The sequence below is a fragment of the Tenacibaculum salmonis genome (assembly GCF_041053065.1).
Taxonomy (GTDB): Bacteria; Bacteroidota; Bacteroidia; order Flavobacteriales; family Flavobacteriaceae; genus Polaribacter; species Polaribacter pacificus_A.
Genome location: NZ_JBFCVV010000001.1, coordinates 1,480,281 through 1,499,856, shown reverse-complemented (window position 1 = coordinate 1,499,856; position 19,576 = coordinate 1,480,281). Strand labels below are relative to the sequence as shown.

Sequence of the window (19,576 nt, the reverse complement as noted above, 5' to 3'; positions counted from 1 at the left end):
ATTTGTTGTAAGTTTTTATAGAATTGCTTTTGTAAATAAGTTTTTACAACTTACATTTGCCTTATATATAAAACGAAATTTTAATTTAAATTTATTTATAATGAAACAAATCAAATTAGCTGTGATAGCTTTGTTTACGTTTGCTACTGTAGCAACTACAAACGCACAGGATTCAGATAACCCTTGGGTTGTAGGTTTTGGGATTAATACTGTAGATGTAAGAGCTTATACAGATGATTTTGGAACTAATTTAAAAGATTATGTAGGAACAAGTGAATGGTCAGACAACACTTTACCTTCTATTTCTAGAATTACTGTTGATAAGTATTTAAAAGATGGTTTTTCTTTACAATTAGCTGGTTCTTTAAATAAACTTGAAACAATAGTTTCTAAAGGTGATGCTGATGATTTATACTATTCTATTGATGCAATCGTAAAATACGATTTAAATAACTTATTTGGAGAAACTTCATGGTTTGATCCTTATGTAGCTTTAGGTGGAGGTTACCAATCTGTAGATGGTGATGGAGACGGTGTTTTAATTGGAGGATTAGGTTTTAATACTTGGTTTAATGATAACTTAGGTTTAAACTTCCAGTCTGGTTATAAGCATGGTTTTAATGCTGAAGGTAGAGATGTATTTCAACATTCACTTGGTTTAGTTTTCAAATTTGGAGGTACTGATACTGATGGTGATGGTGTTTTTGATAAAGATGATGCATGTCCTGAAGTTGCTGGTTTAAAAGAATTTAACGGATGTCCTGATACTGACGGTGATGGAATTAAAGATGCTGATGATGCATGTCCTGAGGTTGCTGGTTTAGCTGCTTTAAATGGATGTCCTGATGCTGATGCTGATGGTATTGCTGATAAAAATGATGCTTGTCCTACTGTAAAAGGAACAAAAGCAAATAACGGATGTCCTGATACTGACGGAGATGGTGTAGTTGACGGTAAAGATAAGTGTCCTACTGTTGCTGGTCCTGTTGCAAATGCAGGTTGTCCTTACGTAGATACTGACGGAGATAGCGTTTTAGATAAAGATGATAAATGTCCTAAAGTTGCAGGTGTTGCTTCTAACAATGGATGTCCTGAAGTATTAATTACTAAAGCTGCTGAGAAAAAATTAAATGATTTCGCAAGAGCTATTTACTTTAACTCAGGAAGAACTACTTTTAAGCCTGGTGTTATTGCTAACTTAGATAGAATTGCTTCAATTATGAAAGAATACTCTAAAGCTAACTTTAGTGTACAAGGTCATACTGATAGCCAAGGTAAAGCTGCTAATAACTTAAGATTATCTGAAAAAAGAGCTAAGGCTGTTTTAGATTACTTAGCTGTTAAAGCTGGTATTTCAACTTCTAGATTAACTTCTGCTGGATTTGGTGAAGACTATCCAATTGCTGATAATAAAACTAGAGCTGGTAGAGCTGAAAACAGACGTGTTGAGATTAAATTAGCAAAATAATTTAACAAAACATAAATATTATTAAAAGCCTCACTTAACGTGAGGCTTTTTTTATACAGTTAATTTAGTAAAAATAGGGTGAAACGTTTTTTAAATTCCACTAAAAAAATTACCTTTGCACCTTGAAAAAAGGGCTAAAGCTCACATAGCAAATTAAATAACTTTAATTACATATAGTAATGTCTACAATAACAGGTAAAGTTTCTCAAATTATTGGTCCAGTTATCGATGTTGAGTTTAATACAGAAAATGCTGAATTACCAAAAATTTACGATTCATTAGAAATTAAAAAAGCTGATGGTTCAATTTTAGTATTAGAGGTTCAACAACATATAGGTGAAGATACAGTTCGTACTATTTCGATGGATGCGACAGATGGTTTAAGTAGAGGTACAGAAGTAATCGCTACAGGTAATCCTATTCAAATGCCAATAGGTAACGATATTTATGGACGTTTGTTTAACGTTACAGGTGAAGCTATTGATGGTTTAGGTGATTTACCTAAAACAGGAGATGCAGGTTTATCTATCCACCGTCAAGCTCCAAAATTTGAAGACTTATCAGTATCTACTGAAGTTTTATTTACTGGTATTAAAGTAATTGATTTAATTGAGCCGTATGCAAAAGGAGGTAAAATTGGATTATTTGGTGGTGCAGGAGTAGGTAAAACCGTATTAATTCAAGAGTTAATTAACAACATCGCAAAAGGACACGGAGGTTTATCTGTATTTGCAGGTGTAGGTGAAAGAACTCGTGAAGGGAACGATTTATTAAGAGAGATGTTAGAGTCTGGAATTATCAAGTATGGTGATGATTTCATGCATTCTATGGAAGAAGGAGGATGGGATTTATCTAAAGTAGATAAAAAAGGAATGAGAGGTTCTAAAGCTACTTTCGTATTCGGACAAATGAACGAACCACCTGGAGCACGTGCACGTGTTGCTTTATCTGGTTTAACAATTGCTGAATATTTCCGTGATGGAGCAGGAGAAGCACAAGGAAAAGATGTACTTTTCTTCGTTGATAATATCTTCCGTTTTACACAAGCAGGTTCTGAGGTATCGGCTTTATTAGGTCGTATGCCATCTGCAGTAGGATACCAACCAACATTAGCTACAGAAATGGGAGCAATGCAGGAACGTATTACTTCTACTAAAAAAGGTTCTATTACATCTGTACAAGCAGTTTATGTACCTGCAGATGATTTAACAGATCCAGCACCGGCAACAACATTTGCTCACTTAGATGCTACTACAGTATTATCTCGTAAAATTGCAGAATTAGGTATTTATCCTGCAGTAGATCCTTTAGATTCTACTTCAAGAATTTTATCTGCTGAAGTTTTAGGAGCTGAGCACTATGATACAGCAACAAAAGTAAAAGAGATTTTACAACGTTATAAAGAATTGCAAGATATTATTGCAATTTTAGGTATGGAAGAATTATCTGAAGAAGATAAATTAGTAGTTCACAGAGCACGTCGTGTACAACGTTTCTTATCTCAACCATTCCACGTAGCAGAGCAGTTTACTGGTTTAAAAGGATGTTTAGTAGATATTAAAGATACTATTAAAGGCTTTAACATGATTATGGATGGTGAATTAGATAAGTATCCGGAAGCTGCATTTAACTTAAAAGGATCAATTCAAGAAGCAATTGATGCTGGTGAAAAAATGTTAACTGAAGCATAATTCAATTAACAATTAATAATAATTAATTCTATTGAAATTATGTTTTTAGAAATTGTAACTCCAGAAGCGATCTTGTTTTCGTCAAAAGTAGATTCTGTTACTGTACCAGGTGTTAATGGTGAATTTCAAATGTTAACTAATCACGCAGCTGTTGTGTCTATTTTAACAAAAGGAACTATAAAAATACAAGTACATACACAAGATGATTTAATTTTTGATGATTTACATGAAAGTATTGTAAGTTTACCAGAAGATAATAAGGTTTTAACCTTAACTATTAAATCTGGAACTTTAGAAATGAAAGATAATAAGGCAATTATTCTAGCAGATTAATTACTTATAAAGTCATAAAATTAAAAAGCCAAACGTAATGTTTGGCTTTTTTTTATTTTATAAAATAGTTTTATTTTTATTTTAAGTATCTTTGTAATGATGAATGTAACGTTTTTATTTATAGGAGGTCCAGAGATTTTTGTAATCGTCTTAATAGTTGTAATGTTTTTTGGTGCAGATAAAATTCCTGAAATAGCCCGAGGCTTAGGAAAAGGTATCCGTCAGGTTAAAGATGCAACCAATGATATTAAAAAAGAAATTAATAATAGTACAAAAGATAGTGGTATAAATACCGATATTGTAGAAGACATCAATAAAGAAGTAACAAAAGTTAAAGACAATATTGATGACTTAACAGGTCCTATAAAACGTCAGTTTTAAAATTACTTTACACGACTGATAGTTAATCCATCACGGATTGGTAGTAAAACTGTTTCTACACGAGAATCTTCATTTAATTTTTTATTATACTCTAAAAGAATTTTTGTATCAATATCTTTTGGATTAAGTTCCTCTACAACTTTACCACTCCAAAGTACATTGTCAGATAAAATAATTCCACCAGAATTCATTTTATCAATAATTAAATCGAAATAGTTTAAGTAATTAGATTTATCAGCATCAATAAAAACTAAATCAAATTTAGTTTCCATTGTAGGAATAATATCAATAGCATTACCTACATATTGTTTAATTTGATTTTTGTAAACTGATTTTTCAAAATATTTAGATTGAAGTCCTTCTAACTCTTCATTTTTATCAATAGTATAAAGTATTCCATCATTACTTAATCCTTCTGCCAAAGAAAGTGCAGAATATCCTGTATAAGTACCAATTTCTAAAATTGATTTAGGTTGAATTAATTTAGAAATCATAGATAAAACTCTACCTTGAAAAGCGCCGCTTAACATTCTAGGATTTAATACTTTTTGCCAAGTTTCTTTGGTTAATTCCTGTAATATTTTAGGTTCTTTTTGTGAGTGATTAACAACATAAGTGTCAATTTTTTCTGGAAGAAAGTGCATGGTTATAATTTTACATCAAAGGTATAAAAAAACCAATTCCTATTATGTTATAAAATAAAATTAATGTAGTTGATGTAGTTGTTCTTTTATTTTATCTTTATCTTCTTTTGATAAACATTTAATTTCATTTTTACAATTACTAGCTTTCATTTTAAAAATAGCTGACATTTTACGGTTTTGTTTTGAATATAAAGAACAAAATTTACAATTTAATAAATGTAAGTTTAGTTGTATTTTTTCATAAAAAGAAGCTTCATTATATTGTGCTTTATCACATATATTAGTAGCTTGTTCACATGTTATTTTAGTTTTTTTAAACATTATATTTTACTTATTAAACCAATTTTTTTCTACACAAGCTCTTAATTGAGTTCTAGCTCTGTGGATAATTACCCATAGATTTGACGGAGTAATATCTAATTCCTTACAAATTTCTTCAGTTTCAAACTCTTGAATAGTTTTCATTTTAAAAACCATAGCATATTTTTCAGGAAGTTTACTGATACATTGCTCTAATTGAGTTTTTAATTCTTCGTTTTCAATATTTTTTTCTACTTCATTACCCCAAGATTGTGGAATTCGTTCTTCAATCCAATTTCCTTCTTGTTCTCCATTATCATAAAAACTCATTCTAATTTCAGCCTTTCCTTTATTAGAGTTTATTTTTCTATAATAATCAATTATTTTTCGTTTTAATATTGAAATTAACCAAGTTCTTTCAGTTGATTTTCCTTGAAAGTTTTTGGCAGATTTAAGACCTGCAAAAAATGTTTCTTGAACTAAGTCTTTAGCTATATTACTATCACTTACACGCACAGAGGCATAATTAAATAAATAATCAGCATAATCATCTACCCATTTATTGGGATCTAAAGTGTTCAATTTTTTAGTCTGGTTCATTAGATCAAATGTAAGTTTTTTTTTATTTATATAAAATTTAAATATATTGAATGAATTTAAGAATAAAAAAAATAGTTAAATAAAGATAATAATAACTGAATTGTAATTTTTATTTAACAGATTATTCAATAAAATAATTGCGTATTTTTACAGTCTAGAAAATTTAAAAAATGTCAGTAGCCAAAAAACAATATAAAAGAGTAACAACAAAATCATTAGTAGATATGAAGGCAAATGGAGAGAAAATCTCTATGCTTACTGCTTATGATTATACGATGGCAAAAATTGTAGATGGAGCAGGAATTGATGTAATTTTAGTGGGAGATTCTGCATCAAATGTAATGGCGGGTCATGAAACTACTTTGCCAATTACACTTGACCAAATGATTTATCATGCAAGTTCTGTAATACGTGCTATTGAACGTTGTCTAGTGGTAGTTGATTTACCTTTTGGTACTTATCAAGGAAATTCTAAAAATGCTTTAGATTCAGCAATTAGAATAATGAAAGAATCTGGTGGACATGCTGTGAAATTAGAAGGAGGAAGTGAAATAGCTGAGTCAATATCTAGAATATTAACAGCTGGTATTCCTGTAATGGGACATTTAGGATTAACACCACAATCTATCTATAAATTTGGAACATATACTGTTAGAGCTAAGGAAGAAGAAGAAGCTGAAAAGTTATTAGAAGATGCTAAATTATTACAAGAATTGGGCTGTTTTGCTTTGGTATTAGAAAAAGTTCCCGCAGCTTTAGCAACAAAAGTAGCCGAAAGTTTAACTATACCTGTTATCGGAATTGGAGCAGGTGGCGGTGTAGATGGGCAGGTTTTAGTAACTCATGATATGATTGGAATGACTCATGAATTTAATCCTCGTTTTTTACGTAGGTATTTAGATTTATATACAGAAATGACAGGAGCTTTTGAAAATTACATTGCTGATGTAAAATCAAAAGACTTTCCGAACGAAAAGGAACAATATTAATTACATAAGCCTTCTTTTTAGAAGGCTTTTTTTATTTAAAACAGCATGAAGATACTGCACTTAGATTCAAATCACGAATTACTTTTAAATCAATTAAATGATTTAGGTTTTGTTAACGAAGAAGATTATACAGCATCAAAAGAAATAATAGAAGCTAAAATTAATCAATATGACGGAATTATTATCCGAAGTAGATTTACTATTGATAAACAATTTTTAGACAAAGCAACGAATTTAAAATTTATTGGAAGAGTAGGAGCTGGTCTTGAAAATATAGATTGTGAATATGCGAATCAAAAAGGAATTCATTTAATTTCAGCTCCTGAAGGAAATAGAAATGCGGTTGGTGAACACGCTTTAGGAATGATATTATCACTTTTTAATAAATTTAGAAAAGCAGATAATGAAGTTAGAAATGGTAAATGGTTACGAGAAGATAACAGAGGAATTGAACTAGATGGAAGAACTGTTGGTTTAATTGGTTACGGAAATATGGGGAAATCATTTGCAAAAAAATTAAGAGGTTTTGATGTAAAAGTACTTTGTTATGATATTAAACCTAATGTAGGTGATGAAAATTGTACACAAGTTTCTTTAGAGGAATTACAACAAAAAGCAGATGTTTTAAGTTTACATACACCTCAAACAGCATTAACTACAAATATGATTGATGCCAATTTTATTAATACTTTTTCTAAACCATTTTGGTTAATTAATACGGCAAGAGGAAAATCAGTAGTTACTTCCGATTTAGTGGAAGCCTTAAAATCATCAAAAATTTTAGGAGCAGGTTTAGATGTGTTAGAATATGAAAAAAAATCTTTTGAAAACTTATTTGTAAATCAAGATATGCCCGAAGCTTTTCAATATTTAATAAAGGCAGATAATGTTTTATTATCTCCTCATGTTGCAGGTTGGACGGTAGAAAGTAAACAAAAATTAGCGCAAACTATTGTTGATAAAATAAAGACTATTTTTTGTTAGATGCTATTAATAATTATTAAAGTTAAATCTTTTTTAATATATTTATAAAAGATTAATTTTTGATAGATAAACAAGCTAAATAAAAATAAAATGGAAGAAAATAATAATATTTCAAAAGAAAATCTAAAAGAAAAAGCGTCAGAATTTGCAACTAAAGCAAGCGAGCAATTTGCAGATGCTATTGAAGATGTAACAACCAAAGTTAATGAAGTAATTTCTGATGAGTCTATTCAAAAGGCTAAAGAAAATGCGACTAAACTTGCTGATGAAGCCAAAGAAACTTTAGAAGAAGTATCTGAAAAAGCATCAGAATTTGCAACTAAAGCAAGTGAAGAGCTTGCCGATTTTGCAGAAGATGCTCAAGAAGAATTTAAAGAAGCAACTATAAAAGCTAAAAAATATATTAAAGATTTATTAGAATAGTAGTAAAAAATAATAAAAAAAGCATCGTTTATATAAACGATGCTTTTTTACTTAAAAAAAGTATATTTATTATTGTTTACGTAATTCTAAAGCTTCTTGCTTTTTTTCTTCGTTACGTTCAATTTTATGTTCAGGTCTTGTCCATTTAGGTTTTTCGCCTAAGTTTTCAAAAGCAGAATCTTTTGCTTCTACAGTTTGTGGTTGTACCTTTTTTGTAAAAGGTTTTTGAGGATTTAAACCTAACATTTTAAACATTTTCATGTCTTCATCTACATCAGGATTTGGTGTTGTTAATAATTTATCACCAGCAAAAATAGAATTCGCACCTGCAAAGAAACACATTGCTTGTCCTTCTCTACTCATTTGCGTTCTTCCTGCAGATAAACGAACCTGAGTTTCAGGTAAAACAATACGAGTAGTGGCTACCATACGTATCATATCCCAAATTTCAACAGGTTTTTGGTCTTCTAAAGGAGTTCCTTCAACAGCAACTAAAGCGTTAATTGGTGTAGATTCTGGTTGAGGACTTAAAGTAGATAAAGCCACTAACATTCCAGCTCTATCTTCTGCATTTTCACCCATTCCAATAATTCCACCCGAACAAACAGTTACATTTGTTTTTCGAACATTACTAATCGTATCTAGTCTATCTTGATATCCACGTGTAGAAATTACTTCTTTATAATATTCTTCCGATGAATCTAAATTATGATTATACGCATATAAACCAGCTTCAGCCAAACGTTGTGCCTGATTTTCGGTAACCATACCTAAAGTACAGCAAACCTCCATATCCAATTTATTAATGGTTCTAACCATGTCTAAAACTTGGTCAAATTCAGGACCATCTTTTACATTTCTCCAAGCAGCACCCATACAAACACGAGAACTTCCGCTCGATTTTGCTCTTAAAGCTTGTGCTTTTACTTGACGTACTGACATTAAATCATTTCCATCAACATTGGTATGATAACGTGCCGCTTGCGGACAATATCCACAATCTTCCGAACAGCCACCAGTTTTTATAGATAACAATGTAGAAACCTGAACTACATTAGGGTCATGACTTTTTCTATGAATCGTTGCAGCTTCATATAAAAGCTCCATTAAAGGTTTATTATATATTTCAAGAACTTCTTCTTTCGTCCAGTTATGTCTTACTTCACTCATAAAAATCAAGTTATTTGTAATGTCAAAAATAAAAAAACTAATTGTCTTTCTATTTATTTTTAGAAGCTATTTCCTGCTTTCACTACTCGCTTTTTTTATTTTTTCGAAAAGAAAAATAAAAAAGAGCTCAAACAAGCCGTTCAATCAGGGCTAAACTTCTTAATTAAATTTATAGTTTATTTTTTAATATTTTTTGCAGATATTAAAACAGAAACAGCATTTCCGCCAAAACCAACAGCATTTACTAAAATGTTTCTTATTTTCTTCGGATGATTTTGTTTTTCAGCAAACGGAACTTCAATTACTTTCTGATGTTGTAAAATTAGCATTGCTAACTCTAAACTCAGTAAACCAGAAGTACCAAAAGTATGTCCGACTTTCCATTTATTAGTGGTTAAAAAAGGTTTTTTATCACCAAAAACTTCCTGAATTGCATTAATTTCAGATAAGTCACCTTTAATAGTTCCAGGTGCGTGCATTACAATAGCATCAATATCATCCATAGAAATATCAGCTAAAGCCATTTTCATAGATTTTTGAAAACAGTCGGCATTTGTAGAAACAGATGTATTATGTTTTAAAACTTCCGTAGCAAAACCGATTCCTTTAATAAGTGCAATCGCATTTTCTTTGATATCTTTTTCTAAACAAAAAACAGCAGCAGCTTCACCTAAAACCATGGTGTTTTTCTGTTTATCTAAATCAAAAGCTTTACAAGGATATTCATCTGTTTCTTTCGAATAAACTTTTAACGCTTGCATTTGTGCGATGGTAAAATCAGTTAAAGAAGCTTCACTTGCGCCAATCATAAATTTTTCTGACATTCCAGATTGTAACCAAGCAATTCCATTTAATAAAGAATGTAAACCCGTAGAACAAGTAATAGAATGCGAAATTTCAGGACCATTAGATTGTAAATCGTGAGCAATCCACGACGAAATATTTCCTAAAGTGGTGGTTGGTGAACTTAAAGTTGCCGATTTTCCTGTTTCTAAAAACTCTTTATGATATTTTTCAAACAAAGAAGTCGCACCTCTTGACGAGCCAATATTAATTCCAAAGTTATCTTGCGGTGTCCAATTTGTTTTTTCAATTGCTTTTCTGGCAACGTAAATTGTATATAAAACCGAATCATCTAAACTTTTGTATTTATTATCAGAATTTCTGATAATATCAATTGCTTGTTTATCTTCATCAGTTAAGCTTCCTGTCCAAACAGTTTCTTTTAAAGTTAGAAAATGTTTTTGGTTTAGATAATTCTCCCAAATTTGATTAGCATTACTACCTAAAGCAGAAACTGAAGCAAAAGAGGTAATAGAAATAGGTTGTTTCAACACATAAAAATTTTGACAAAAATAAAGGTAAAATCAAGTATTACGAAATAAATAAATATTTATATTGTCAAAAAAAGCAAGGTAAAATGGAAGTGCAAAAAGAAAAAAGTTGGTTTAGTAAAAATTGGGGTTGGGTTGTGCCAGTAGGCGGTTGCGGATGTGGTTGTTTAGGTTTTATTTTATTCGCTTTTTTAGGAATTGGTGCGACTATTTTTAGTGTTTTTGATACAATAACAAATGCAACACCTGTAACATATGCAGTAGAACAGGCGGCGAATAATAAAAAAGTTATTCATTTATTAGGAGAACCAATCGAGGAAGTAGGTATTCCATCAGGAAATATATCATTAGAAAATGAAAATGGAGAAGTTGATTTTTCTATTGATATAAAAGGACCGAACGGAAAAGGAACTTTAGTTGTTCGAGGAATAAGAGCAAACGGAGAATGGATTTATGAAGATTTATATGTTCGTATTAAAGAATCATCCGAAGAAATAAACCTATTAAACAACCAAAAGGTTTTAGAAAATATCTAAAACCTTTTCAATAGTTGTATATACTTTTTGCAGTTGCTTTTCTGTAATTATATAAGGTGGCTGAATGTAAATAGTGTTTCCTAACGGACGTAAAAACACGCCATCATTCATAAAATGTTTTAATAATTGGTCACGTAAAGTTCCGTAACGATTGGCATTTGTTTTTAAATCGATAGCTAAAATAACGCCTTTCGAACGTGTTGAAGCTACTTTTGAATGTTGCTTAATTTTATCTTCAAAATCTTTGTGAGAATTTGAAATAAACTGAATACTATCTTGAATTTCTTTAGTTTGTAATAATTCGATAGTTGCTAAAGCAGCGCTACAAGCTATCGGATTTGCAGAATACGTATGACAATGAAAAAATCCTTTAGAAATATCATTACTTAAAAAAGTACTGTAAATTTCTTCGGTACAAGAAGTAATCGCCATAGGCACTAATCCGCCAGTTAAAGCTTTACTTAAACAGATAATATCGGGTTTTGTAGTGATTTCATCCGAAGCAAAATTGTTTCCTGTTTTACCAAAACCAGTCATTACTTCATCGGCAATAGTTAAGATATTATTTTGCTTACAGAATTTTAAAATTTCATTTAAATCGGTTGCTTCATGAATTTTCATTCCCGCAGCACCTTGCACCAAAGGTTCGTAAATGAAACCAGCAATATCATTTTCAGAAATTATTTCTTTTAATTGCGATAAAATTTCATCATTATTTGAGCCATCAGGAACAGGAATACGTTTAATATCCATTAGGAAATCTTCAAAAGGACCATTGTAAGCCGATAACCCAGAAACCGACATTGCGCCAAAAGTATCACCATGAAATCCGTTTTCAAAAGCAATAAAAGTGGTTCGTTTTTCTTCTTTATTAAAATAGTATTGCAACGCCATTTTAATAGCTGCTTCAACTGCTGTTGAACCGTTATCGTTAAAGAATATTCTATTTTGATTTTCAGGAAGAATTTTAATCAGTTCTTCCGATAATTTTACGGCAGGTTCGTGCGTAAAATCGCTAAACATTATTTGATCTAATGTTTGCATTTGTTTGTAAACATGACTCGTAATAAAATCATTACAATGCCCGAACATACACGTGTACCACGATGAAATTGCATCAATATATTCATTGCCTTTTTCATCAGTTAAAATACATCCTTTTGCTTTTACAATTCCTAAACTATCAGGGTGTGTTTGATGTTGTTTTAACGGATGCCATAAATGTTTTTTATCTCTTTCTTGTAAATTCATTCGTTTATAGGTTGATTAAATTCTCTCTAAAAAGTTCGGCATATTCTTTAATTACACTTTTATCAAAATACGGTTCTTCATCAATTCTACCAATAACAGCAACGTTTGTCATCTTTTTGATGATTTGTTCGGTAGTTTTATGTTCATCACCAGAAAAAATAATGGAAACGTCAAAACCTTTTTCTTTCAATAAATTTACCGTTAATAAGGTATGATTAATACTTCCTAAATAATGACGAGAAACCACAATTACTTTATAAGTTGGTTTGATAATATCTAAAATAGTATCGGTATTATTTAAAGGAACAAATATTCCGCCAGCACCTTCAATAACTAAGTTTTGGTTATCAGTTTTTGGTTCGATAATTTTAGCTAAATCAATAGTAATATTATCTATTTCGGCAGCAGCATGCGGACTCATAGGTGTTTTTAAAGCGTATGAGTTATCGTGTATGATCGTTTTTTTATTAGAAATAAATTTCTTTATTTTATGAGAATCGGAATCCTCTAATTCACCAGCTTGTATAGGTTTCCAATAATCAGCTTCTAAGGCTTCGGTAAATATTGCTGAAGCAATTGTTTTTCCTACTTCTGTAGAAATTCCTGTAATAAAATATGTAGTCATTTAAAAAATTGTTTTACAATCATTACAAATTAATTTTCTGCTTTCAAAAAAAGGAAATAACATGAAGAAAAAGTTTTTTCGTTGAGGTGGAGCAACTAATATTCTAGAAGAATTACATTCTTTACAATATATAGGATTACTATTCTCATCCTTTTCATATACTCTTATTTCATTATAAATATGTAGTGCTTTTTCTAAATCATGATTATGAACTAATAATTTTACACCACCTATTGCTTGACTCATCCACGGGTCAGTATCAATAGTTTTTTCATCCATTAATGAGGTTCTAATACTACTTGAATCTAATTTAGATTTTAAAAGATGAGCTTCTGTTGAATTTTCAAAAACGGTTAAAATAGTATAATTATCTTGCATTTTTTTTAAACAAAAGTAACAAGATGTTCTAAAACATTGGTAATTTCTTGTGTAGAATTATAAGAATGTAAACAAAAGCGTAATCTTTCTTCTCCTTTATTTACTGTTGGCGATAAAATTGCTTTTACATCAAAACCTTTTTCTTTAAGTTGTTTTGCGATTTTTTTTACGTTTTCATTTCCCGAAATAATGCAACAATGAATTGCGGAATTACTTGTTATAAAATCAAGTTGTAACCTGTTTATTTCTTTTTTGAAAAATAAAATATTTTTCTGAAGTTTTTCTGTTGCTTTACTTCTGATTAATTCGAAATATGCAAACTTTATGGTTGCTAATGCGTGAGGAGATAATCCTGTGGTATAAATAAAACTTCTCGAAAAATTTATTAAATATTGTTTCAATTCTTTACTTCCTAAAACAACAGCTCCGTGGCATCCTAATGCTTTTCCAAAAGTGATAATTCTAGCAAAAATCGCACTTTCTATATTTAATTCTTGTATTAATCCTTTATTGAAAACTCCTACAGCATGCGCTTCATCTACAATAAAATGGGCATTATTTTTTTTGATGATTTCTGTCATTCTTGTTAAATCAGGCGCATCACCATCCATAGAAAAAATAGATTCTGTTACTACATAAATTTCAGTATCATTTTTTGATTGATGTTTGCTGATTTTTTTCTCTAAATCATCTAAGTTATTATGTTTGAATTTAAAAGATTGCGCATTCGATAACTGAATTCCATCACGAATAGAAGCGTGAATAAATTCATCATATAAAATAATATCGCCTCGTTGAGGTATCGATGAAAAAAAACCAATATTAGCATCGTAACCCGAATTAAAAATTAAAGCTTCTTCGGAACTATGAAATTGAGCGAGTTCTTTTTCGATGCTATTATATAAATGATGATTTCCTGAAAGTAGGCGAGAACCAGTTGCACCATTTTGTAAGATGCTATTGTTAACTAAAAATTGATGTGTTTTATTAAAAATTACTTCTGATTTAGCAAAGCCTAAATAATCATTGGAAGAAAAATCAATTAAAATATTTTTTTGTCCAAGTGTTCTTAGAGAATTGTTTTCTATCCGATGAAGTAATTTTTGTGTTAGTTTTTTTGGAAATGACATAACATAGCATTTAAAATAAAAAAGACTTACAAGTAAATGTAAGTCTTTTTTTAAAGCTCCTCCTTTAGGACTCGAACCTAAGACCCTCTGATTAACAGTCAGATGCTCTAACCAACTGAGCTAAGGAGGAATGTTCATATAGAACAAATTTATGTGTTGTAGCTATTATGGTTGCTACGTTACCTTTGTGGCTCCTCCTTTAGGACTCGAACCTAAGACCCTCTGATTAACAGTCAGATGCTCTAACCAACTGAGCTAAGGAGGATTTTAAAACATTTGATAGTTTTAAAATGCGAGTGCAAATTTAAGACCTTTTTTCAATAAAAAAAAACTTTTTTGAATAAATTTTTAATAAAAAATTATTGATATTGATTTTCAGTTATTTAAAAATAATTATGTGTAAAATTTAAAATAGGAACGCTTATTTGTTCAAAAAAAATAAACGATATAAAATAAGCGTGAAATGAAAGTCTTTTTTTTAGTAAAAGTTGTATTTTTGTATCCATTATTCTTATTGACAGAAAAGCATAGTAAAATATATGGACAAGTTTTCGTTCTTAAACGCAGCACATACAGGTTTTATAGGTGATTTATATGAACAGTATCAAAAAAATCCTGATTCAGTAGAACCAAGTTGGAGGAGTTTTTTTCAAGGTTATGATTTAGCCAATGAAAATTATTCTTTAACCGATGAAGAAGCTTCAGTAGAAGTACCTGACGAAGTACGCAAAGAATTTTTAGTAATTGACTTAATAAATGGCTATCGTACTCGAGGACATTTGTTCACTAAAACAAATCCCGTTCGTGAACGTAGACAATATAGTCCTACATTAGACATAGAAACTTTTGGTTTAAATAAATCAGATTTATCTACTGTTTTTAATGCAGGAGGTATTTTAGGTATAGGTCCAAAAACCTTATCTCAAATAATTGAACATTTAAAAGCTATTTTTTGTGATAGTATAGGTGTTGAATATATGTATTTACGTAGCCCTGAGGAATTAAAATGGTGGCAAAATCGTTTGAGTAAAAATGATAATCATGCTAATTATGATGAAGAGGCTAAAAAATACATTCTTACCAAATTAAACCAAGCATCTACTTTTGAAAGTTTTTTACAAACAAAATACGTAGGTCAAAAACGTTTTTCTGTAGAAGGAGGAGAAACATTAATTCCTGGAGTTAGTGTGGCACTTCGTGATGCAGCCGAAAAATACGGCGTTGAAGAATGTGTATTAGGAATGGCACACCGTGGTCGTTTAAATACTTTGGTAAATATCTTTAAAAAACCAGTTCGTGATTTATTTAGCGAGTTTGAAGGTAAAGATTTTGAAGATCAAGATATTGATGGAGATGTTAAGTATCACTTAGGTTTAACTTTAAGTAAAGAATATAAGGGCGGACAAAAAATGAAGATGAATTTGGTTCCAAATCCATCTCACTTAGAAACTGTTGATGCAGTTGCTGAAGGTATTGTTCGTGCTAAAGTAGATTTAGATTATAATGGCGATAATGGTAAAATTTTACCAATATTAGTACATGGTGATGCTGCAATTGCAGGACAAGGTATTGTATATGAAATTGCACAAATGATGACCTTAAATGGTTATAAAACAGGAGGGACTATTCATGTTGTTGTAAATAATCAAGTAGGTTTTACAACGAATTATACTGATGCTCGTTCTAGTACTTATTGTACAGATGTTGCTAAAGTAACTTTATCGCCTGTATTACACGTAAATGCAGATGATGCAGAAGCGGTTTGTCATGCAATGGAAATGGCTGTTGAATATCGAATGAAATTCAAAAAAGACATTTATATTGATTTATTAGGATACCGTAAATATGGTCATAACGAAGGTGATGAACCTCGTTTTACACAACCAGATTTATATAAAGCAATTTCTAAGCATAAAAATGCTAAAGAAATATATGCTGAAAAATTAGTTAAAGAAGGTACAATTTCAGCTGATTACGTAAAGCAAATTACAGCTGACTTTAAAGCTCATTTAGAAACTGAATTTACAGAATCTAAAAAGAAAACTACTTCTAAAATACAAGATTTCATGCCAGAAGTATGGGATGGTTTTGTACGTAAGCAATTACAAGAAATGTTACAACCTGTAGATACTACGTATTCGGTTGAGGCATTAAAAGATATTGCAAAAGTAATTTCTACAACTCCTGAAGGACATAAATTTGTTCGTAAAGCAGAACGTATTTTACAAGGACGTCAAAAAATGGTGTTTGAAGAAAATGCTTTAGATTGGGGTACTGCTGAAAACTTAGCTTACGGAACTTTATTAGAAGAAGGATTTAATATTCGTATTTCAGGTGAAGATGTAGAAAGAGGTACATTCTCACACCGTCATGCAATTATGCGTGATGAAGAAACTTTAGAACGTGTTAATTTATTAAATACAAACACTAAGAATAAAGGAGAAATGACAATTTACAATTCTCATTTATCTGAATATGGTGTTTTAGGTTTTGATTATGGATATGCAATGGCAGCTCCTAATACATTAACTATTTGGGAAGCACAATTTGGTGATTTTGCCAATGGAGCACAAATTGTTTTTGATCAATATATTTCTTCAGCAGAAGCTAAGTGGAAATTACAAAACGGTTTAGTTATGTTATTACCTCACGGATATGAAGGGCAAGGACCTGAACATTCATCTGGTAGAATAGAACGTTTTTTACAGTCTTCATCAACTGATAACTGGACAATTGCAAATTGTTCAACTCCTGCAAATATGTATCACATATTGCGTCGTCAAATGAAGCGAGACTTTAGAAAACCTTTAGTTGTTTTTACTCCTAAAAGTTTATTACGTTTACCAAAAGCTGTAAATACTATTGAAGATTTAGCAAACGGAACTTTCCAAGAAGTTATTGATGATACTATTGATACAACTAATGTTACAAAAATGGTTTTTTGTACAGGTAAGTTTTATTATGACATGTTAGAAGAACGTGAAAAGTTAAACAGAAATGATGTTGCTTTAGTTAGAATAGAACAATTATTTCCATTACATAATGATAAAATTAAAGAGGTAATGGATAGGTATCCAAATGTAACTCGTTATGTTTGGGCACAAGAAGAACCTAAAAATATGGGGTCTTGGAGTTTTATGTTAGAGCGTTTTGACTTAGCTAAATTAGAATGTGCATCAAGAGGTTATCATTCAGCACCAGCAGCAGGTTCTAGTACACGTTATAAACAACGTCATCAAAAAGTATTAGATCAGGTTTTTGATTAGAAAACTCGATTAAACACAATACTTATAACGTTTAATATAATAAAATATTAAGCGGTTAATCTTAAGAAATTAAGATTAATATCAAAGAAAAGAAATAAAATAATTCAGATATAAAAAGTTAGAACTGATGGTTTTAGAAATGAAAGTTCCTTCTCCGGGGGAATCAATTACAGAAGTAGAAATAGCAACGTGGTTAGTTGAAGATGGTGATTATGTTGAAAAAGATCAGCCAATTGCCGAAGTAGACTCTGACAAAGCAACGTTAGAATTACCTGCGGAAGAAAGCGGAATTATCACTTTAAAAGCAGAAGAAGGAGATGCTGTAGAAGTTGGTGCAGTAGTATGTCTTATCGATATGAGTGCAGCAAAACCAGCAGGTGAATCTTCATCTGAAACAAAAACAGCCGAAGCTCCTAAAGTTGAAGCTCCTAAAGCAGTTGAAGCTAAGGCTACAACATATGCAACAGGAACTGCTTCTCCAGCAGCTAAAAAAGTTTTAGCTGAAAAAGGAATTGATGCAGATGCTGTAAAAGGAACAGGAAAAGACGGGCGTATAACTAAAGAAGACGCTGTAAAAGCAGTACCTTCTATGGGAACGCAACCTACAAACGGTTCTCGTGGAACTGAGCGTAAAAAAATGTCTATGTTACGTAGAAAAGTAGCACAACGTTTAGTAGCTGTAAAAAGTGAAACGGCAATGTTAACTACTTTTAACGAAGTAAACATGCAACCAATTTTCGATTTACGTAAGCAGTATAAAGAAGATTTTAAAGCAAAGCACGGTGTTGGATTAGGATTTATGTCTTTTTTCACTTTAGCTGTTGTTAGAGCTTTAGAATTATATCCTGATGTAAACTCTATGATTGATGGAGATTACCAAATTAAAAATGAATTTCAAGATATTTCTATTGCAGTTTCTGGTCCTAAAGGATTAATGGTTCCTGTAATTAGAAATGCTGAAGATTTATCTTTTAGAGGTGTTGAAAGCGAAGTAAAACGTTTAGCTTTACGTGCTAGAGATGGACAAATTACTGTTGATGAAATGACTGGTGGAACATTTACTATTACAAATGGTGGTGTTTTTGGTTCTATGTTATCAACGCCAATTTTAAACCCTCCACAAAGTGGAATTTTAGGAATGCACAACATTGTAAACAGACCAATGGCTGTTAATGGTGAGGTAGTAATTCAACCAATTATGTATGTTGCATTATCTTATGACCACAGAGTTATTGATGGTCGTGAGTCAGTAGGATTCTTAGTAGCTGTTAAAGAAGCTTTAGAAAATCCTGTTGAGTTATTAATGGGTAACAATCCTACGAAAGCTTTAGAAATGTAAACTAAACTTTAGTTTTATATATATTAAAATCCCAAGTATATTATATACTTGGGATTTTTTTATTAAAATTCATAACAATTTATAGTGTTATTTTCAAATCCATTTTCTTTTAAGATGTTATTCAATTCTTTATCATCTAATTTAGGAATACTTGTTCGTTTATAAATATTTTGAATAATACTATTTTGTTTATCAGTTAAATATTTTTTATGTGTTTTAAACAAGTTATTACAATTTTCGTTTAAATTACCTTCCATTATTAACGTATCTTTATCAAGTTCAATAACAGACATTAATAAAAACCTGAAAATAAATTCTTGAAATATATTAGCAAGTATTTCAGCATCATCATCATCATGTAGAAGTAAAACGATGTGTTTTATTTTATTGTCTTCATCAAGAAAAAAACAATATAAATCACCTCCTCCAGTTTTTCCGAAGGGTATAAATTTATAATAATATTCTTTTTTAATTTCTAAATAACATTCTTCATCTGAATAGAAATCAATATTATCAATAATTTCCTTACTTGATGAAATAATATCAAAATCCCAATAATATAGTAGAAGTGGAGGATTATTTTTTAATTTAGGATACTCATTTTCAAACCAACTGCTACAAACTTCTCCCCAATTAAGCATATTATCTTCGGATAGTTTTCTGTAAATTTCGGGATATTTGAAATTATATTTATTCTCAATTTCTTTTAGTGCTTCTAATTTCATGATTTTAAA

The 19,576-nt window shown here is 30.5% G+C and carries 20 protein-coding genes and 2 tRNA genes; 10 read left to right on the top strand and 12 right to left on the bottom strand.

The window, feature by feature from the left end:
- Nucleotides 1-100: 100 nt before the first annotated feature.
- The 4 genes from AB0T67_RS06590 (at nucleotide 101) to AB0T67_RS06575 (ending at nucleotide 3,873) form a co-directional block, all read left to right on the top strand.
- Nucleotides 101-1,468: an OmpA family protein gene (locus tag AB0T67_RS06590; protein WP_369219650.1), complete on the top strand. Its 1,368-nt coding sequence runs from the start codon at nucleotides 101-103 to the stop codon at nucleotides 1,466-1,468.
- 179 nt (nucleotides 1,469-1,647) lie between these two features.
- Nucleotides 1,648-3,159: a F0F1 ATP synthase subunit beta gene (gene atpD / locus AB0T67_RS06585; RefSeq protein WP_271231255.1), complete on the top strand. Its 1,512-nt coding sequence runs from the start codon at nucleotides 1,648-1,650 to the stop codon at nucleotides 3,157-3,159.
- 39 nt (nucleotides 3,160-3,198) lie between these two features.
- The gene (locus tag AB0T67_RS06580) at nucleotides 3,199-3,492 is read left to right on the top strand and encodes a FoF1 ATP synthase subunit delta/epsilon (RefSeq protein WP_369219649.1); all 294 of its coding nucleotides are present in this window, start codon (nucleotides 3,199-3,201) and stop codon (nucleotides 3,490-3,492) included.
- A 96-nt stretch (nucleotides 3,493-3,588) separates the two neighbouring features.
- Nucleotides 3,589-3,873, top strand: a complete 285-nt coding sequence (locus tag AB0T67_RS06575) for a Sec-independent protein translocase subunit TatA/TatB (protein WP_408648494.1) — start codon at nucleotides 3,589-3,591, stop codon at nucleotides 3,871-3,873.
- A gap of 2 nt (nucleotides 3,874-3,875) precedes the next feature.
- Here AB0T67_RS06575 and AB0T67_RS06570 read toward each other — a convergent pair whose 3' ends face one another.
- From AB0T67_RS06570 to AB0T67_RS06560, 3 genes are read right to left on the bottom strand one after another with little or no spacing between them, the layout of a single operon-like run.
- Entirely contained in the window at nucleotides 3,876-4,517 is a 642-nt protein-coding gene (locus AB0T67_RS06570; RefSeq protein WP_271231257.1) for an O-methyltransferase, read from the bottom strand.
- A 60-nt stretch (nucleotides 4,518-4,577) separates the two neighbouring features.
- Nucleotides 4,578-4,838: a hypothetical protein gene (locus AB0T67_RS06565; protein WP_271231258.1), complete on the bottom strand. Its 261-nt coding sequence runs from the start codon at nucleotides 4,836-4,838 to the stop codon at nucleotides 4,578-4,580.
- 6 nt (nucleotides 4,839-4,844) lie between these two features.
- On the bottom strand, nucleotides 4,845-5,417 hold the full coding sequence (locus AB0T67_RS06560) for a sigma-70 family RNA polymerase sigma factor (RefSeq protein ID WP_271231259.1): 573 nt from the start codon (nucleotides 5,415-5,417) through the stop codon (nucleotides 4,845-4,847).
- Nucleotides 5,418-5,587: 170 nt separating this feature from the next.
- Here AB0T67_RS06560 and panB point away from each other — a divergent pair, with 170 nt between their 5' ends.
- The 3 genes from panB (at nucleotide 5,588) to AB0T67_RS06545 (ending at nucleotide 7,813) form a co-directional block, all read left to right on the top strand.
- Complete coding sequence (gene panB, locus AB0T67_RS06555; RefSeq protein ID WP_369219648.1) at nucleotides 5,588-6,406, top strand: 3-methyl-2-oxobutanoate hydroxymethyltransferase; 819 nt, start codon at nucleotides 5,588-5,590, stop codon at nucleotides 6,404-6,406.
- A 45-nt stretch (nucleotides 6,407-6,451) separates the two neighbouring features.
- The gene (locus tag AB0T67_RS06550; RefSeq protein ID WP_369219647.1) at nucleotides 6,452-7,390 is read left to right on the top strand and encodes a 2-hydroxyacid dehydrogenase; all 939 of its coding nucleotides are present in this window, start codon (nucleotides 6,452-6,454) and stop codon (nucleotides 7,388-7,390) included.
- Between the two features lie 90 nt (nucleotides 7,391-7,480).
- Complete coding sequence (locus AB0T67_RS06545; protein WP_369219646.1) at nucleotides 7,481-7,813, top strand: hypothetical protein; 333 nt, start codon at nucleotides 7,481-7,483, stop codon at nucleotides 7,811-7,813.
- Between the two features lie 69 nt (nucleotides 7,814-7,882).
- On the opposite strand, the gene bioB is transcribed toward AB0T67_RS06545, so the two are convergent.
- Both bioB and AB0T67_RS06535 read right to left on the bottom strand, forming a co-directional pair.
- Complete coding sequence (gene bioB / locus AB0T67_RS06540) at nucleotides 7,883-8,983, bottom strand: biotin synthase BioB (RefSeq protein ID WP_214983683.1); 1,101 nt, start codon at nucleotides 8,981-8,983, stop codon at nucleotides 7,883-7,885.
- Nucleotides 8,984-9,159: 176 nt separating this feature from the next.
- Nucleotides 9,160-10,317: a beta-ketoacyl synthase N-terminal-like domain-containing protein gene (locus AB0T67_RS06535; RefSeq protein ID WP_369219645.1), complete on the bottom strand. Its 1,158-nt coding sequence runs from the start codon at nucleotides 10,315-10,317 to the stop codon at nucleotides 9,160-9,162.
- A gap of 86 nt (nucleotides 10,318-10,403) precedes the next feature.
- Here AB0T67_RS06535 and AB0T67_RS06530 point away from each other — a divergent pair, with 86 nt between their 5' ends.
- Nucleotides 10,404-10,853, top strand: a complete 450-nt coding sequence (locus AB0T67_RS06530) for a cytochrome c oxidase assembly factor Coa1 family protein (protein ID WP_369219644.1) — start codon at nucleotides 10,404-10,406, stop codon at nucleotides 10,851-10,853.
- On the opposite strand, the gene bioA is transcribed toward AB0T67_RS06530, so the two are convergent.
- The 6 genes from bioA to AB0T67_RS06500 all read right to left on the bottom strand — a co-directional run bounded on the left by bioA (nucleotide 10,839) and on the right by AB0T67_RS06500 (nucleotide 14,502).
- On the bottom strand, nucleotides 10,839-12,104 hold the full coding sequence (gene bioA / locus AB0T67_RS06525) for an adenosylmethionine--8-amino-7-oxononanoate transaminase (protein ID WP_369219643.1): 1,266 nt from the start codon (nucleotides 12,102-12,104) through the stop codon (nucleotides 10,839-10,841). The two genes, AB0T67_RS06530 and bioA, sit on opposite strands and share 15 nt — an antisense overlap.
- A gap of 4 nt (nucleotides 12,105-12,108) precedes the next feature.
- A complete protein-coding gene (bioD, locus tag AB0T67_RS06520; protein WP_369219642.1) occupies nucleotides 12,109-12,729 on the bottom strand; it encodes a dethiobiotin synthase in 621 nt (206 codons plus the stop codon).
- Nucleotides 12,730-13,107, bottom strand: a complete 378-nt coding sequence (locus tag AB0T67_RS06515; protein ID WP_369219641.1) for a putative signal transducing protein — start codon at nucleotides 13,105-13,107, stop codon at nucleotides 12,730-12,732.
- A gap of 5 nt (nucleotides 13,108-13,112) precedes the next feature.
- A complete protein-coding gene (locus tag AB0T67_RS06510; RefSeq protein WP_369219640.1) occupies nucleotides 13,113-14,237 on the bottom strand; it encodes an aminotransferase class I/II-fold pyridoxal phosphate-dependent enzyme in 1,125 nt (374 codons plus the stop codon).
- Nucleotides 14,238-14,293: 56 nt separating this feature from the next.
- Nucleotides 14,294-14,367 (bottom strand) — tRNA-Asn (locus AB0T67_RS06505).
- Nucleotides 14,368-14,425: 58 nt separating this feature from the next.
- Nucleotides 14,426-14,502: transfer RNA gene (locus tag AB0T67_RS06500), tRNA-Asn, on the bottom strand.
- A 274-nt stretch (nucleotides 14,503-14,776) separates the two neighbouring features.
- On the opposite strand from AB0T67_RS06500, the gene AB0T67_RS06495 reads away from it, so the two are divergent.
- Complete coding sequence (locus AB0T67_RS06495; RefSeq protein WP_369219639.1) at nucleotides 14,777-17,503, top strand: 2-oxoglutarate dehydrogenase E1 component; 2,727 nt, start codon at nucleotides 14,777-14,779, stop codon at nucleotides 17,501-17,503.
- Nucleotides 17,504-17,630: 127 nt separating this feature from the next.
- The gene (gene odhB, locus AB0T67_RS06490; protein WP_369219638.1) at nucleotides 17,631-18,842 is read left to right on the top strand and encodes a 2-oxoglutarate dehydrogenase complex dihydrolipoyllysine-residue succinyltransferase; all 1,212 of its coding nucleotides are present in this window, start codon (nucleotides 17,631-17,633) and stop codon (nucleotides 18,840-18,842) included.
- Between the two features lie 62 nt (nucleotides 18,843-18,904).
- Here odhB and AB0T67_RS06485 read toward each other — a convergent pair whose 3' ends face one another.
- Nucleotides 18,905-19,567, bottom strand: a complete 663-nt coding sequence (locus AB0T67_RS06485) for an SMI1/KNR4 family protein (RefSeq protein WP_369219637.1) — start codon at nucleotides 19,565-19,567, stop codon at nucleotides 18,905-18,907.
- Nucleotides 19,568-19,576 lie beyond the last annotated feature (9 nt).